Annotated in this window: 16 protein-coding genes; 4 read left to right on the top strand and 12 right to left on the bottom strand. The window is 29.4% G+C overall.

Features of this window, described 5'->3' with window-relative positions; genetic code table 11:
• Position 1 precedes the first annotated feature (1 nt).
• The 7 genes from rsmD to C7N71_RS02220 all read right to left on the bottom strand — a co-directional run bounded on the left by rsmD (position 2) and on the right by C7N71_RS02220 (position 6,077).
• Positions 2-556, bottom strand: a complete 555-nt coding sequence (gene rsmD, locus C7N71_RS02250; protein WP_105987561.1) for a 16S rRNA (guanine(966)-N(2))-methyltransferase RsmD — start codon at positions 554-556, stop codon at positions 2-4.
• Positions 557-573: 17 nt separating this feature from the next.
• Entirely contained in the window at positions 574-852 is a 279-nt protein-coding gene (locus tag C7N71_RS02245) for a YlbG family protein (RefSeq protein ID WP_105964737.1), read from the bottom strand.
• A gap of 24 nt (positions 853-876) precedes the next feature.
• The gene (locus C7N71_RS02240; protein ID WP_225361868.1) at positions 877-2,049 is read right to left on the bottom strand and encodes an FtsW/RodA/SpoVE family cell cycle protein; all 1,173 of its coding nucleotides are present in this window, start codon (positions 2,047-2,049) and stop codon (positions 877-879) included.
• A gap of 113 nt (positions 2,050-2,162) precedes the next feature.
• Positions 2,163-4,001: a translational GTPase TypA gene (gene typA / locus C7N71_RS02235; protein WP_105964738.1), complete on the bottom strand. Its 1,839-nt coding sequence runs from the start codon at positions 3,999-4,001 to the stop codon at positions 2,163-2,165.
• Between the two features lie 89 nt (positions 4,002-4,090).
• Positions 4,091-4,864 carry an inositol monophosphatase family protein gene (locus C7N71_RS02230; RefSeq protein ID WP_105987560.1) on the bottom strand — a complete coding sequence of 258 codons (774 nt, stop codon included), beginning with the start codon at positions 4,862-4,864 and terminating at the stop codon, positions 4,091-4,093.
• A gap of 20 nt (positions 4,865-4,884) precedes the next feature.
• Entirely contained in the window at positions 4,885-5,166 is a 282-nt protein-coding gene (locus C7N71_RS02225; RefSeq protein WP_105987559.1) for a UPF0223 family protein, read from the bottom strand.
• Positions 5,166-6,077 (bottom strand): Rossmann-fold NAD(P)-binding domain-containing protein, encoded by a 912-nt coding sequence (locus tag C7N71_RS02220; protein ID WP_105987558.1) that lies wholly within the window; start codon positions 6,075-6,077, stop codon positions 5,166-5,168. The genes C7N71_RS02225 and C7N71_RS02220 overlap by 1 nt, the downstream gene beginning before the upstream one ends.
• Positions 6,078-6,189: 112 nt before the next feature.
• Between C7N71_RS02220 and def the strand changes: the two genes are divergently transcribed.
• Positions 6,190-6,750, top strand: a complete 561-nt coding sequence (gene def, locus C7N71_RS02215) for a peptide deformylase (RefSeq protein ID WP_105987557.1) — start codon at positions 6,190-6,192, stop codon at positions 6,748-6,750.
• A 39-nt stretch (positions 6,751-6,789) separates the two neighbouring features.
• On the opposite strand, the gene C7N71_RS02210 is transcribed toward def, so the two are convergent.
• Complete coding sequence (locus C7N71_RS02210) at positions 6,790-7,233, bottom strand: hypothetical protein (RefSeq protein WP_105987556.1); 444 nt, start codon at positions 7,231-7,233, stop codon at positions 6,790-6,792.
• Positions 7,234-7,392: 159 nt separating this feature from the next.
• On the opposite strand from C7N71_RS02210, the gene C7N71_RS02205 reads away from it, so the two are divergent.
• The 3 genes from C7N71_RS02205 (at position 7,393) to C7N71_RS02195 (ending at position 10,257) form a co-directional block, all read left to right on the top strand.
• Positions 7,393-7,608 (top strand): DNA-directed RNA polymerase subunit epsilon, encoded by a 216-nt coding sequence (locus tag C7N71_RS02205; protein WP_105987555.1) that lies wholly within the window; start codon positions 7,393-7,395, stop codon positions 7,606-7,608.
• A 2-nt stretch (positions 7,609-7,610) separates the two neighbouring features.
• Positions 7,611-9,293 (top strand): ribonuclease J1, encoded by a 1,683-nt coding sequence (rnjA, locus tag C7N71_RS02200; protein WP_105987554.1) that lies wholly within the window; start codon positions 7,611-7,613, stop codon positions 9,291-9,293.
• Between the two features lie 76 nt (positions 9,294-9,369).
• Positions 9,370-10,257, top strand: coding sequence for a diacylglycerol kinase family protein (locus C7N71_RS02195; RefSeq protein ID WP_157944342.1), 888 nt, complete (start codon positions 9,370-9,372; stop codon positions 10,255-10,257).
• 533 nt (positions 10,258-10,790) lie between these two features.
• Here C7N71_RS02195 and C7N71_RS02190 read toward each other — a convergent pair.
• The 4 genes from C7N71_RS02190 to recD2 form a co-directional block, all read right to left on the bottom strand.
• Positions 10,791-11,777, bottom strand: coding sequence for an aldo/keto reductase (locus C7N71_RS02190; RefSeq protein ID WP_105987552.1), 987 nt, complete (start codon positions 11,775-11,777; stop codon positions 10,791-10,793).
• A gap of 105 nt (positions 11,778-11,882) precedes the next feature.
• Positions 11,883-13,520, bottom strand: a complete 1,638-nt coding sequence (locus C7N71_RS02185) for a peptide ABC transporter substrate-binding protein (RefSeq protein ID WP_105987551.1) — start codon at positions 13,518-13,520, stop codon at positions 11,883-11,885.
• A 101-nt stretch (positions 13,521-13,621) separates the two neighbouring features.
• Entirely contained in the window at positions 13,622-14,578 is a 957-nt protein-coding gene (locus C7N71_RS02180) for a ribose-phosphate diphosphokinase (RefSeq protein WP_105987550.1), read from the bottom strand.
• Positions 14,579-14,652: 74 nt separating this feature from the next.
• A complete protein-coding gene (gene recD2 / locus C7N71_RS02175) occupies positions 14,653-17,076 on the bottom strand; it encodes an SF1B family DNA helicase RecD2 (RefSeq protein WP_105987549.1) in 2,424 nt (807 codons plus the stop codon).
• Positions 17,077-17,084: the final 8 nt, after the last annotated feature.

Below are 17,084 nucleotides of genomic sequence, written 5' to 3'. Positions count from 1 at the left end.
ATCACCCCTGTAAGTTATATATAGAAATAATTGTAATTCCATATTTTTTTTGCTGAGATAAGCGATAATGATTAACATTATCGCTTAAAGAAACATTATCATCGGTTTCACAAATAACAATACCATTTTCATTAAGTAATTTTAATTCATATATTTCTTGCAATTGTTTTATCATTTTCTGATCCTTATATGGTGGGTCAAGGAATATAATATCAAATTTTTCATTTTGATTTGATAATGATTGCAATGCATTTTCAGCATTCATTTTTAAAATATTAAATGACTGGTTTTGTTTTGTAATATTAACATTTTCATTAATGGTTTTAATAGCAGCATACTGTTTATCAACCAAAGTAGCTTTATCGAATCCTCTTGATACTGCTTCTATAGCAACAGCGCCAGAACCCGCAAACAAATCTAAGAAGTTACCACCATTAAAATAAGGACCTATCATATTAAATAATGATTCTTTAACCTTGTCAGTAGTAGGTCTTGTTTTATTACTAGGAACTGATTTTAAATTTCTACTACCAAATTTTCCAGATATAACACGCAATTAAAAGGACTCCTTTTCTAATATTCCTCATCATCTTTTTGTTCATCAATATCTTCTTTTTGAGATAATTGATTATATAGATTGATATATGGAGAATCTACAACTGATTTAACTATCCTTAATTTTTTAAGCTTTTCTTTAACCATATTAAAATTTGAGGAATTAACATACATAACTAAATAATGCATTTTATATGATACATAATAAATCAGTCCATATTTTTTAAGTTGTCTAATTTGTTTTGTTGAATAAACATAAACAATTAATGATTTTCTTTCTTCCAAAATATTATCCAAGACAAATCACCACCAATTAAATATTTATAAATTAGGTCTTGTTTTCTTCTGCTTTGAACTAATTACAAGTACCATTCCTATACAAAGCGCTAATGTAACCATACTTGATCCTCCATAACTAATAAAAGGAAAAGTAACACCAGTAATTGGTAACATTCCGGTCACACCACCAACATTAACAAAAGCTTGAACAGTTAAATAAGAAGCAAGCCCATAGCATATTAATGAATCATAAGTATTATGAGACCTAATTCCCAGTTGAAAACATCTAACTATAATTACTAACAATAAAAATAAAATAAATAATACACCAACTAAACCCAGTTCTTCTGAAATTATTGACATAATAAAATCAGTATTAGGTTCAGGCAAATAACCTGTCTTTTGGATACTATTACCTAAACCGACACCAAAAATACCACCATTACTTAATGCATAATATGAATTAACCAACTGAGCACCACTACCCTGGGTAAATTTAAAGGGATTAGTAAAAGTTATAATTCTTTGCAGTTGATAGTTATCAGTACCATTTCTAAATATAAAAGCTAATATTCTAACAATGATATAAGACAATACAAAAGATAAAGATAATAGCAAAGATGCTCCTCGCCAATTTATTCCACTAGAAAGTAATAATATAAACAATATTGTAAAACAAATAATGGTTCCACCAAGATCAGGCTGTATAACAACTAATAAAAGTAAAACCATAGTAGTCATAACCTGTCCCCTCATAATTGACCACCAATGATTTTCTAAATAAGGTTCTTTCTTGGTAATAAATGAGGCAAATCTTAATATTATATATATCTTTACAACTTCAGCAGGTTGAATATGTACAGGACCTAAATCAATCCAACCAGCAGCACCATTAATGCTGTGTCCAAAAAATTTCAGATAAATAAGCGATAAAAAAAGTAAACATAAAAATATTCCTAAGAATTTAGGATTCCTTACAATTTTATTGTTACCCATTAAGCAAAATAATATTAGAATCAAACTAACAATTACATACATACCTTGCTTAATTAAATATCCCGTAGGAGAACCACCGTTTTGGGTTGCAATATTTGAGCTTGAAGAATATACCATAATAATTCCAATAAATGATAGTAAAATATATGGAACAAAAATATAGTAATCCATCGTCGATAAACTAATTCTCAAATTCGACATATGTCGTTTAAAAAACATAAATACATCTCCAAAAATTTACTAATATTAATCATATTATAGCATAGTAAACATATTGCATTTAATAATAAACAAAAAAAGAGTGAGCTTATCGCTCACTCTTTAAAATATTTTTAATTGTTATGACGATTACGTTTTGATTGTTTTTCACGTTCATTAGTATTTAGAATACTCTTTCTTAAACGAACATTTTCAGGTGTAACTTCACAAAGTTCATCTTCATTTAAGAATTCTAGAGATTCTTCTAGAGTTAAATGTTGTGGTTCATTAATCTTAGAAGTGTCATCTGACCCAGCAGCACGAACGTTGGTTTGTTTCTTACCCTTAGTGATATTAACTGAAATATCATTGTCACGACTGTTTTTACCAACAATCATACCTTCATATACTTCAGTACCTGGATCAACAAAGATAGTACCACGATCTTCAATACCCATTGTAGCATAGGTTGTAGTCTTACCCTTATTAATTGAAACTAAAGCACCATTTCTTCTACCTGGGTTCCAGTTCTTAACAACTGGCAAGTATTTTTCAAAGGTATGGTTCATAATTCCATATCCACGAGTAAGTGATAAGAATTCAGCTGAGTAACCAATCAATCCACGAGAAGGAGCTAGGAATGTCAAACGAGTTTGACCATTACCAACATTTTCCATGTTTTGCATATTACCTTTTCTTTCAGATAATGTTTGAATGATTGAACCTGAGTATTCTTCTGGAGTATCAATTTGAACTGATTCGAATGGTTCACATTTTTCGCCATCAATTTCACGGATAATAACTTGTGGACGTGAAACTTGTAGTTCATAACCTTCACGACGTAAGTTTTCAATTAAAATTGATAAATGTAATTCACCACGACCAGAAACTGTCCATGAACCTGGATCATCAGTTTCATCAACACGTAATGAAACATCGGTATGCAATTCACGTTCTAGTCTATCAATTAATTGACGAGCAGTAACAAATTTACCTTCTTGTCCAGCAAATGGTGAAGTATTTGTACCAAAAGTCATTTGTAATGTTGGCTTATCAATTCTTAAAATTGGTAATGCTTCTTTAGCAGAAGGATCAACGACAGTTTCACCAACATTAATATCTTCCATACCAGAGATAGCAATTAAATCTCCAGCTTTTGCTTCATTAATGTCTAATTTCTTAAGACCAAAGAATCCCATAAGTTTAGTAACACGGAAATCTTGAGTTGAACCATCAAGTTTCATAACAGTAACACTGTCACCTACTTTAATAGTTCCACGGAAAATACGACCAATTCCAATACGGCCAACGAAATCATCATAATCAAGCATTGCAACTTGGAATTGTAATGGTTCATCTGAATTATCGATAGGTGCTGGAATAGCATCAACAATAGTATCGAAAACAGGTTTCATAGTGTGTTCTTGAGTTGATAAATCATCATCATAACTTGAAGTTCCGTTCATAGCTGAAGTGTAAATAATAGGGAAATCTAGTTGTTCTTCATCAGCACCTAATTCAATAAATAAATCAAGAACTTCATCAACAACTTCACTAGGACGTGAGCCAGGACGATCAACCTTATTAATAACTACAACTGGTGTTAAATGTTGTTCTAGAGCTTTTTTCAAAACAAAACGAGTTTGAGGCATAGTACCTTCAAAAGCATCAACAACTAATAATACACCATCAACCATTCGCATGATACGTTCAACTTCTCCACCGAAGTCAGCATGTCCTGGAGTATCCAAAATATTAATTTGTTTGTCTCCATATCTAACAGCAGTATTCTTTGAAAGAATTGTAATACCACGTTCACGTTCGATATCATTTGTATCCATGGCACGATCTTCAATTTGAACGTGTTCATCTAAAGTATCTGATTGTTTTAGTAATTCGTTAACCAAAGTTGTTTTACCGTGGTCAACGTGGGCAATAATAGCAATATTTCTAATATCGTCTCTTGTCTTCATATGTTTACCTTCCTTTCGAAGTATCCACTTATCTCTTACTTAGCAACTCGGACCAAGTTATTAATTTATATAAATTTACACATAAGGCATTACTTTACTAAATCAAGTATTTCCTTATGTGCAATCTTCGTCGCTACCAATACAGTTTCTGATGATACCATATTGAGCTTATTCCCGTCAATAGTGGTAACAGTGAGACCTAAGCTTTCACACATTACTCTACCGGACGCAATATCCCATGGCTTTAAATGGGAAATATATCCAACTAATTCACCCTTTATAACAGATATTAATTGAATTCCTGCGCTACCATATATTCTAACTCCTTCGCTTTGTTTAGCGATTGTTTGCATATTATATGCATTTTCAATTAATAATGGTGCACTCATCCCCATAAGTCCATAATCAAGATGAATATCATCTGGTTTATTCAATAGCTCATTATTTCTGTAAACTTTTCCAAATATACCATGATATAAATCATTATTAACAACGTCTAAGATATATCCTAATAAACCTTTTCCATCTACATACAATGAAACCATTATCGCAAAATAATTTCGTTCTTTAACAAAATTCATAGTTCCATCAATAGGATCTATTATCCAAACATGTCCTTCCATTGAATTAAATTTATCACCAAATCCTTCTTCTCCAAGAATTTTGGAATTAGGATCATTTTCTCTAATTTTTCTTACAAAAAATTGTTCGTTATCCTTATCAACGTTTGTAACTAAATCTTTTCTACTAGTTTTAGTATCAACCTTCAAGTCTTTATTAACCGATTCTAAAGCATTTTTTCTAGCTATTTGTAACCAGAATTGAATTTTTTCATCCATCATCTTGAGCCAGTCTTTATTCAAAATAACATCTCCAATAATTACTAATTCATTCTGACATTCTTTGATTTATTATTTTTAGCAGCTTGCCAAGTTTTATATAAACTATAGCCAGAAATTAGATAGAAATCTCTATCTAATTGTTTTTGTTCCATCTTAGAAGGATTGATGGATCTAAAATTGTTATAAAGCTTAATAATTAAACTTTTATCAACACCATTTTTATCTTCATAAGCTTTTTCTACAGATGTATATAAATTCATCATTGTTAAAACTTCATCCCTATTCCAACTTTCAAACATTGGGTATGAGTAGTTATTATTCATTATTTTTTGCTCCCATTAATTATTTCATTTATAACAATATTTGATTCGTCAACTATTGAATTAAGAGTAGACTCCTCATTATCGGATAATGAAACCTTTATGTATTGATATAATCCTTTATTATTAATAATAACTGGAGAACTTAATGATGACAATTTACCATTACTTAATTTTAAGTTCGATAAGTCCATAATATGTGGCAAATCTAAATATAAAGAATCTAAAATATCCTTTATTGATTTAAATTGTAAAATCTCATCTTCTGACAGAGCTTTTACGTCTAAACGATAATTAATGTCATCTAAAACATCGTCTTTAAATAAGTTATTTTTATCAGATAAATAAGAAAGAATTGGCGTTTGTCCAATATAAGATCTACTCCAAGATATAAAATTATTGATATTATTACCAAAGATACTGATTGTTATATCTGATGATCCAACATTAAAATATCTTTTTAAGATATTTTTTAAAACCAAAGTACTAGGTAATGTACCAGTACCTATTAAATAATTAGATGACTTACCAGTAAACTTATTAGCAAAATAATTCAATAAGTCATCTCTAAATCCATTAAGAATAATTGTCCCAGTGAAACCTTTTTCAATTATATCATTAACAGACAATCTAAAATTAGATATTTTTTCCTTTAAAAAGTCAATATTATCATCCTTAATGTTTTCTGGAAAATCATATAAGTAAATAAAACCATCAATATTACTATAATCACTTGTATCAGAGATTGATACATTAAATTGATCACATAAAACTGTAGATATTAAATTATTAATACTAACACTTAAATCCGTATTTAAAATATGTAAATTAATTGGATAATCAATACTGATTAAAAAATTAACAAAAGCTAAAATTCGCTTATTATCTCCACTTATTAATAAATTTTTTAACATTAAATCACCTCCAAATGATATTATATATCAATGAACCGATTGATAAAATTATAAAGAACAAATATAAATTGCTTATGATATAATTTATCTAATAACAAAGGAGGTAAATGATTTGTTTTTAATGAAAGATATTGTTAGAGATGGAAATAAAGTACTTAGACAACAAGCAAAAAAAGTTGATTTCCCTCTAAGTAATGAAGACAAACAACTAGCAAAGAATCTAATGGAATATCTTGAGGTAAGTCAAGATCCTAAATTATGTAAAAAGTATGGACTAAGAGCTGGAGTAGGTCTTGCAGCACCACAAGTTGGCGAATCAAAAATGATGGCTTCTGTATTAGTACCAGCAGAAGATGAAGATGAAAATCCTATATTTAAGGATGTAATCATCAACCCCGTTATTTTATCTAACTCAGTTCAAAGATGTGCTTTGATTGAAGGTGAAGGTTGCCTATCAGTAGACAAGGATTTTGAAGGATATATTCATAGGTCTGCCAGAATTACTTTAAAATATCAAGATGTGAATGGTAAGGAACATACAATTAGGCTTAAAAACTATCCTGCAATTGTTTGCCAACATGAAATTGATCATTTACATGGTACATTATTCTATGATCATATTGACAAAGAAAATCCTTTCTCTAAGAAAGAAAACGACTTATTTGTTGAATAATAATAAAAAGCTTGAGAATCTAAATGATCCTCAAGCTTTTTATTTATCTAATTTCTTCATGTCCAATACATATTCATAAGTTGCAGAATTTAATAGGTAAGCTAAATCAATATGAATTAAACCATCCCTAATAAAAAAATCAGTTACAATTACGTCATGATTAAATTTTTTACTATTATTAAAAGTTTTTATTAAACTATTTATATTTATTCTTAGGTGCTCTTCATTAAAATGATTATGAGTATATTTTAAAATATACTCATAATCATATATGTTTCTTCCCCATACTACAGAATTATTATTTCTTTCAACAATATTTAAAGTATTATCTAAATTATCATTTAAATGATAAATAAAGTCATCTAAAACATTTATAGTTTCTTTATTACCTATATCAATAGGCCTTGTAATAAAGAAATGATGAATAACGTTATAAATAATGATTGCTGTGATAAAACCAACTATCATTTCAAAAATTAACATTGATTTCACCTCTTAATTTATTTTAATATAGATCAAATTTTAACATTATTATCGTTTTTCTGCTTACTATACTTATTAAAATTTCTATGATAAAATTAACTTAATCATTTGTGCAGTCGCACAATCGTACGGTTAAAAAACATAAAAGGAGTTATTAAAATGATATTCAAAGTTTTATATCAAGAAAACACAAAGTCTAATCCAAAAAGGGAATTTACTAATTCTCTTTATCTAGACTGTAAAACAGAAGTTGAAGCAAGAGAATTGGTAGATAAGAACACTGATCATAACATTGAATTTATCGAACCTTTAGAAGGAAATCACTTGGCTTATGAACAAAAAAGCCCAGATTTTAAAATCACGGAGTTTAAATAATTATGAATAAACTAAACGTCAAAAATAATGAAACTGCTATTTATGGCGTTGGTGGACTTGGCGAAATTGGTAAAAATACTTACGGAGTTCAATTCCAGGATGAAATTATTTTAATTGATGCTGGAATTAAATTTCCGGAAGATGATTTATTAGGAATAGATTATGTTATTCCTGATTACCAATATCTAGTTAAAAATAAGGATAAGATTAAAGCTTTAGTTATCACCCATGGTCACGAAGATCATATTGGTGGTGTGCCTTATCTAATCAAAGACTTAAACGTTCCAATTTACGCTGGTCCATTAGCGCTAGCATTGATAAAAAGTAAGCTAGAAGAACATGGCTTATTAAGAACAACTGAATTACATGAAATTACACCTAAGAGTGTGCTTAAATTTAATAAAACCAAGGTTTCGTTTTTTAGAACGACACATTCAATTCCTGATACAATTGGAATCGCTGTGCATACACCTTCTGGTGTAATTGTTGAAACTGGTGATTATAAATTTGATTTGACCCCTGTCACAAGACAGCCACCTGATTTACAAGAAATGGCTCGCCTTGGACAAGAAGGTGTACTATGTTTAATGTCGGATAGTACAAATGCCGAGCGTCCTATCTGGACTAAATCTGAAAACTGGATTGGTCATGCAGTTAAACATATATTTGATGAAGAAACTGGCAGAATAATATTTGCTACATTTGCATCAAATATTTCCAGAATTAAAACTGCATGTGATGTTGCCATCAAACATGGTAGAAAGATAGCTGTTTTTGGTCGTAGTATGGAAGCAGCAATTGTGAATGGTAAAGAATTAGGTTATTTAGATGTTCCAGATGATACATTCGTTGATGCATCAGAACTTCAATCATTGCCTGCTGAAAAAACATTAATATTATGTACAGGTTCACAAGGTGAACAAATGGCTGCCCTTTCAAGAATAGCTAATGGAACTCATAGACAAATTTCAATACAACCTAATGATACTGTTGTATTTTCAAGTAACCCTATTCCTGGAAATAAAATAAGTGTAAATAGAGTTATTAATGAGTTAGAAGAAGCTGGAGCCAAAGTTATTCATGGTAAAATTAATAAAATACACACTTCTGGACATGGTGGTCAAGAAGAACAAAAATTAATGCTAAGATTAATGAAACCTAAATTCTTTATGCCTATTCACGGTGAATACCGTATGTTAAAAATTCATACAAAATTGGCCGAACAATGTGGAGTACCATTAAAGAACAGTTTTATTATGCAAAATGGTGATGTTCTTGCCCTAACTAAGGATTCAGCAAGAATAGCTGGTCATTTCACTTCCGGAGATGTTTATGTTGATGGAAATGGTATAGGTGATGTTGGCAATGTGGTACTTCGTGATCGTCAATTATTATCTGAAGAAGGTCTTGTAGTCGTTGTTGCAACTATTAATTTAAAAGATCAAGAAATTCAATCAGGCCCTGATTTATTATCAAGAGGATTTGTTTATATGAGAGAGTCTGGTCAGTTATTAGATGAAGGTCGACGTTTAGTATTTAGAACTATTCGAAGAGCTATGCGTAATAGAAATGCAAATGAATCTAGTATTAGAAATGCAATTATAGAAGACTTGCAAGAATTCTTATATAATAAGACTGAAAGACATCCATTAATTTTACCAATGCTTATAATGAATACAAAATAATTGTCTAATCTTATTTAAAAGGCGAATTCTTAATAGAATTCGCCCTTTTTCATTAAACAAAAAAGGAGAAAATAAATTGCCTTCAGATTACCTAATAATTTTGAATCCCAAAGCTAATAATGGAAAAGCTCAAAAGAATTGGCCTAAAATAAAAAATATATTAGAATCTAATAAAACTAACTATAAACTTAGAATTACAAGGAAAATAAATCATGCAAAATCAATTATGCATTATTATTTAAATAAATGGCATAAAGAAAACAAATTTCCTAAATGCATAATTATAATTGGTGGAGATGGAACCATCAATGAAGTGTTAAGTTCAGTCATTAATGATAAAAAGACTCCTAATATTCCAATAGGAATCCTACCATTTGGAAAAAACAATAAATTTGTTAAATCTAATAATGATAATAAGTTAGACTGGAAAGAAAATCTTCTAAATATAATAAACAACGATAAATTTCAAAAAATTAGTATTGGAAGCTTTAAGGAAAACATAAAACAAGAAAATGGTATTTTTATCAATCAAATAATTATAGGGCTTGATACAGATCCTAAAAATGGTAATAACAAGCTGCATAGATTAAAACACTTAATCACTTTGATTCCAATGCTATACAATATTGATTCTTTTAATACAAATGTAAAAGTGGATTCAACAAAATATAGTTTTAAAAAAGCAATATTTTGTTCAGTAGAAAACAAAATGCAAAATAATGATAAAGGAAAGTCATTAAAATTATCAATAATAGAAAAAAGAAATATATTTAAATTAATATATACAATTCTAATAATATTAATTGGCCAAAATCATAAATCAAAATCAATTCATAATTTTTATGGAAATAATATACACCTATCTATTCCTTCATTGGAATATGGTAAAGTAGATGGCGATAATCTTGGCAGTCGCTTTTATGATATTGATTATAAAACAATAAAATACCCTTTTATTATATAAAAAAGCATCTTCGATGGGAACTATATTAAACAGATAAATAAAAACACTTTCGATAAATTATTATTTTAATTTGGTAAAATAATATAATTCGGAGGTGTTTTTTATATGACTAATATTCTCATTAGCCAGACTGACAACTAATATCCCCATGCAGAATTAAATCCCATGTAATTTCAAAATCCTGCTTCTGCATAACTATAAACTTCTACTTGTAAGTCTGGTCGTTTATTTATTAAATTTTAAAAAGTGAAAGCTAATGATAACATTCCTATTCCAGTTATAATCCAACCAATAGTACCCCCCTGTTCCAGCATTAGCAGAAATATTATTCATTAAATTAAAAATTTTCCCACCAATTATTAAACATATAACTAAAAAAATTAATTCATATAGATTTAATTTTTTTAGGAACTCCCCATTTTATCTCTCCTTTAAATTTATATAAAAATCACATAGTTTTATGTTATAACGTAATAAATAATGTTTTGTATATAAAAAAGTTATGTCTAAAAAGACATAACTTTAATTAAAGCTTATTTTTTTAAAATATTATTTATTTCATCTAATTCATCAGGAGTAAAATGCAAATTATCTAAAGCTTTTAAATTAGAATCTAAGTGTTCTGGCTTAGAAGCACCAGTAACAACACTAGTTACTACAGGATCATGTAATAACCAAGCTAAACTCATTTGGGCAAGACTTTGATCACGATTTTTAGCTAAATGATTTAATTTATTAAGTTTTTCAACTACATTATCTTTATCATTCAACATAAAACTATTTGTAAAGTGTAATTTAAGCTCTTCAGGCATTCCATTTAAATATTTATCAGTTAATACACCTTCTGCAAGTGGACCATAGGCTATCAAACCATCTTTATTTTCTTTCAATGCATCAATAGTCCCATCTTCTTCAACTTGTCTATTTAATAAATTGTATGACATTTGATTAACAACAAATGGTGTATGCAATTCCTTAAAGTATTTAATAATTTCTCTAGTTTGTTCGCCATTATAATTAGAAATACCAGCATATAAAGCTTTACCTGACTTTACAATTCCATCAAGTGCTTCAGCAGTTTCTTCTAAGCTAGTATTAGGATCAAATCTATGACTATAATATATGTCAACATAATCCAGTCCCATACGTTTTAATGAGCGATCAATTGCAGCAACTAAAGTCTTTTTAGAAGAGAATGATCCATATGGTCCAGGCCACATATGATAACCAGCCTTAGTAGTAATAACTAATTCATCACGATAAGGTTTTAAATCAGCACGATAAACTTGACCAAACATTCTTTCGGCTGCACCAGAACCAGGTCCATAATTATTAGCTAAATCAAAACTAAAGATTCCTTTATCAAATGCATTAAGCATTGCTTTTTCACTATCTTTAAAATTGGCATCATCCCCATAACTATGCCACATTCCAAATGATAATGCAGGTAATTGTAATCCAGAATTACCTGCTCGACGTACTTTCATATTATCATAGCGTTTATCTGAAGCTTTATACATAATAATCACCCTCATTTATTAATTAGAGACTATAAACAGTTTAAAATGATTTTTTATCTAAAGTCAAGAAAAGCCCTTAACAATAATATGTTAAAGGCTTTTTATTTACTTAATGTTAATATTAATCCAATTTCTACTCATACCTGCTGGATTCCAAATATACCCATCAATATGTGTATTCCATAATTCTGCAGTAGCAGGTTGATACAATGGAATAACTCCTTGATTTTGCATTAATATTTTCTCAGCGTTTACTAAATCATTAAAGCGTTTTCCAGAATCATTAGCATCACGATTATTAGACATGTTTATATAGTTATCATAATCATGATTACTCCACTTAGAAAAGTTCATTGAGTTATTAGATTCAAATAATTGTAAAAAGTTAATTGGATCTGAGAAGTCAGCTCCCCATTTATTAACAGCAATATCAAATTGACCATTATCTTGACGACTCATTCTAGTCTTATCAGGAATTGAAGTAACATTGATTGATAATCCTGGTAATTTATTTAATTGAGTTTGTAAAAACTCAGCATTAGCTTTTGATTGATCATCATCCGCAGTTAATAATGATAGTTTAACAGAAGACATTTTTTCTTCTTTCATAGCCTTTTGCCAAAGAGATTTAGACTTATCTAAATTATATGAAACTGCATCTTTAACATAAGATTGTTCACCAAATGTCTTGCCTTTATTATTAGCTTTCATGTTTGCAAGTTTAGATGGAACTAATCCCTTGGCTGGAACTGAACCGTCACGTAAAACATTATTAGATAATTCATCTCTATTGATTGCCATTGATAAGGCTTTTCTAGCATTTTCATTTCTCAAAATAGGATTTTTCTTTTGGTTCAACAACATATAAACTGTTGCTCCACCAGTAAATGATTTAAATCCTTTAGAGTTCTTATAATTAACTACTTGATCACCGTTTAGTGGAGTAATATCTAGTTTACCTTGTTGGAATAAATTTAATGAAGTACTTGGGTTCTTTACAACAGAAACATTTATCTTTTGTAAATGAACATTTTTTGCATTCCAATATTTATTATTTTTAACTAATTGCCAATTTTCATTAGTTCCATTCCATTTCTTTAAGATAAATGGACCATCAGAATTAGTCTTTAAACTATTTTCACCATATGATTTACCATATTTATCCACTACTGATTGTTGCAATGGGAAAAATACTGGGAATGATAAAAGTCTTCTAAAATAAGGGACCGGTTTATTTAAGTTAACTACTAATTTATAATTACCATCGGATTTAACACCTAAACTATCAGGACTCATTTGACCCTTTTGAATAGCATCATAATTTCGGATTTGTCCAAATAAATATGCATATTGAGAAGCTGATTTTGGATCAGCTGCTCGACGCCATGAGTAAACAAAATCATTAGCAGTAACATTTTTTCCATTTAACCATTTTGCATTTTCTCTTAAATTAAAAGTGTATTGCTTCCCATCATTAGACACTTTGTAACTTTTTGCTAAGGCATTATCGATACTATCATTCTTACCTAATCGATATAATCCTTCAGTTGTATGATATAACATAGTCAAACTAGAAGCATCAGAAGCCTTGGTATTATCCATTGAAGATATTTCAGTTGGATAACTTAAATTTAATTCTTTATTACTAATTTGCTTATCTTGAGCATTTTGGCTACCACATGCTACCAAGACTAATGCCAAAGCAGCAGTTGCCATTCCTACAATTGATTTTTTCCACTTCACTATTTATCACCTACCATAATTTATAACAAAAAATAGTATAGCAGAAAATCATATCGAATTAAAATAAAAAGCACCCGATTTAATCAGATGCTTACAAAACTTTATTTAAATAATTTACCTACTGACTTATTTTCATGAATTCTAGTAATTGCATTTCCGATTAAATCAGCAACTGAAACAATATCTAACTTGTTAGTCTTTTTAGAATTATCAAGATATATAGAATCAGAAACAATTACCTTTTCAATTGGTGATTGCTCAATTCTTTCTAAAGCATCTTTGGCAAAAACTCCATGAGTACTAACAACATAAATTTTAGCGGCTCCATGCTTTGCCAAAACATTAGCAGCTTTAATTGCACCGTTACCCGTATCAATCATATCATCAGCAATAATTGCAATCTTATCTTTAACGTTACCAATAACAAACGTGGGAATATGCTTTACGTTGCCAGGATCACGGTCATCAACAATCGCAATTGGTGAATCTATTAAACCTGCAAAGCCCCTAGCACGAGCAACTCCAGCATGATCTGGTGATACAACTACTGCATTATCTAAATTATAATTTTTTTTCATATGATTAGACATAATTTTATCCATTTTAAGATTATCAACAGGTTTATTAAAGAAACCTTGAATTTGTGGAGAATGTAAATCTAAAGTTACAACACGATCAATGCCATCATTTTCCAAAACAGATGCAATTAATTTAGCAACAATTGGCTTACGTTCACGCTTCTTAGCTGTATATCTAGCATATCCATAATAAGGAATAACAACATTGATGGATTTAGCACTAGTTCTACGAACAGCATCAATCATAATAAATAGTTCCATGACATTATCATTGATAGGATCAGACATTGACTGAATAATATAAACAGAATCACCTCTGATACTTTCATCAATTTGAATTTTAATTTCGCCATCACTAAATCTTTTAATTGTAGCTTTTCCCAGTTCAACTCCACATGTTTTAGCAATTTTTTCAGCTAAAGGCTTATTAGAACTTAAAGAAAAAATTTTAATTCCCTTATTATCAGAATTTTCTGTCATGGAATTTTCCTCCTAATCGATCAAATAATTCAATGGTTAATTTTAACATAAAATGATAAATAAAGCATGAATTTTTAAGGCTTAATACCTTCCATGCCAATCATTGGATCAATTAATTCATCCCTGATCATACTACTAGTTAAACGATAATCATTAATATTTTTTTCGTCAGATTCAACTTTATATTTATTATTAGTGGGTTTGATGCTACCATTTAATAATTTTTGAATTCTTTCTTTTAAACTAGTATTTCGGTTATCAGATTCACTCTTAGCACAGCTTAGGAATGAATTATAATCACCAATCATGATTAAAGCATTTGTTGATCTAGTAATAGCAGTATACAAAAGATTCTTTTTTAACATTTTAGAAAATTGTGGAACTATTGGTAATATAACCATTTTGAACTCGCTACCTTGAGCTTTATGAATAGTAGTACAGTAAGCTAAGGTGATTTGTAGCCAATCTTTTCTACTATAAGTTACTTCACTTTGATCAAAAGCAATCTTAATCTTATCATTACTAGATTTTGCATCATCTTTAATAATTTCAATTATTTGTCCAATATCACCATTAAAAACATTATCTTCAGGACTATTTACTAATTGTAATACTTTATCTCCTTCCCGGTATATTATACCTCGATAATCAACTTCGACTAATCCCTCAGCTTTTGGATTCATAATAGATTGAATAACATCATTAAGTTTGTTAACTCCGGCTGCTCCACGATACATAGGAGCCAACACTTGGATATCATTAGCAGTAAATCCTTTGATTTTAGCCTTGGTAACAATTTGTTCGATAACATTACTCATTTGATTAGGAGTACAAGGTATAAAACTACGGTCAGGCTTTTTATCTGTAAAATCATCAGGAAGTTTGCCCTGCTGAATACTATGGGCCAAAGGAATGATAGTAGAATTACTATCCTGTCTATAAATAGTATTTAAATGCATCTTATTTATGCAATCAGATTTTAATAAATCATTAAATACTTGTCCGGGTCCCACTGATGGCAATTGGTCTTTATCCCCAACAAGAATTACTTTCATATTGTTTGGGATAGCACGAACCAATGATTGAAACAGAAAAGTATCCACCATTGAAACTTCATCAACAATCAACAAGCCACCATCTAAATCTTTGGTAGGCTCTTCATTGTCTCCTTCATGACCATTTAATCCCAATAATCGATGAATTGTACTAGCAGGAATCCCAGTTGCTTCATTCATTCTCTTAGCAGCACGACCAGTAGGTGCAGCCAAAAGAATTGGAAATTCTTTGTCCTTATATGAATTTAAATCCAAAGAATAATCATTTAAATAAGCATAAAGATAAGTAATCCCCTTAATAATAGTAGTTTTACCAGTTCCTGGACCACCAGTTAATAAAAACATTTTGGAATTAACCGCATCTTTTAAAGCGGCATTCTGTGAATCATCATATTTAATATTGAGTTTTTTCTCTACTAATCTAATTTTTTTATTAATATTTTCATCATTATAGTTACTAGAATCAGAGTTTTTAATAATTCGATTAAGATGTTCAGCAATATTCCATTCATCATCATATAGGGATTTTAAATAAACTCGATCATCTTCACCAACTATTTTTTGGTTCCTAGCTAATTCAATGAACTGACTAGATAAGTCTTCACCATTTATAACTTGGGTAGTCCCATTGTTTAATAGTTTTAAGGTTTCATCGACAATTGGGCCTGTAAAAGTATAAGTATCTCCATTTTTTATTGATAAATTTTGTAGAGCAGAAATCAATCCTGCTCTTATTCTGGCAGGATTATTTGATGGCATCCCAATTTTTGCAGCAATTTCATCTGCTTTTTTAAAACCAATACCATTAATATCTTCCACTAAACGATATGGATTTTCGTTAATAACTTCTAAAGTATCATTTTTATATTTATTATAAATTGTCGAAGATAAACCACTACCAAAGCCATAACTGTTTAATCCAATTATAACCTGTTCCATCCCATTATTTTTATTAATGGCACTAGTAATAGTAGCTTTTTGATTACTATTTAAGCTAGCTTTATCTAAAATATTAGAATCATTTAAAACTTCTTGAATTAAGTTAGTTCCAAGTGCATCAACAACCCTTTTTGCAGTTTTTTTACCGATTCCAGAAAAATTTTCACCAGACAAATAAGATATAAGGCCTTCACGAGATGTAGGCACATTACTTTCATAATTTAAGGCTTTAAATTGCTTACCATATTTTGGATGTTCTATAACTTCACCATAGAAGCAATATTCATTATCTTCAACCACATCAGCAAAATTACCAGTAATAACAATTTCATCTTCATTCCATTCATTAATATTAGTATCCATTATCTTAACCAGAATTACTTTATAAAAGCTATCTTTACTTTCAAAGAAGGTCGCCGCAACTTTTCCTTTGACATATAGTTGATCATCATCAGAATTATCATTAACGTCTGAAAATAAACTTATAGATTCTGACACGGGCATAATCCTCC

The sequence above is a fragment of the Apilactobacillus timberlakei genome (assembly GCF_002993965.1).
GTDB classification, from domain to species: Bacteria; Bacillota; Bacilli; order Lactobacillales; family Lactobacillaceae; genus Apilactobacillus; species Apilactobacillus timberlakei.
The sequence above is the reverse complement of the archived record's forward strand: the minus strand, read 5'-3'. Positions and strand labels throughout refer to the sequence as shown.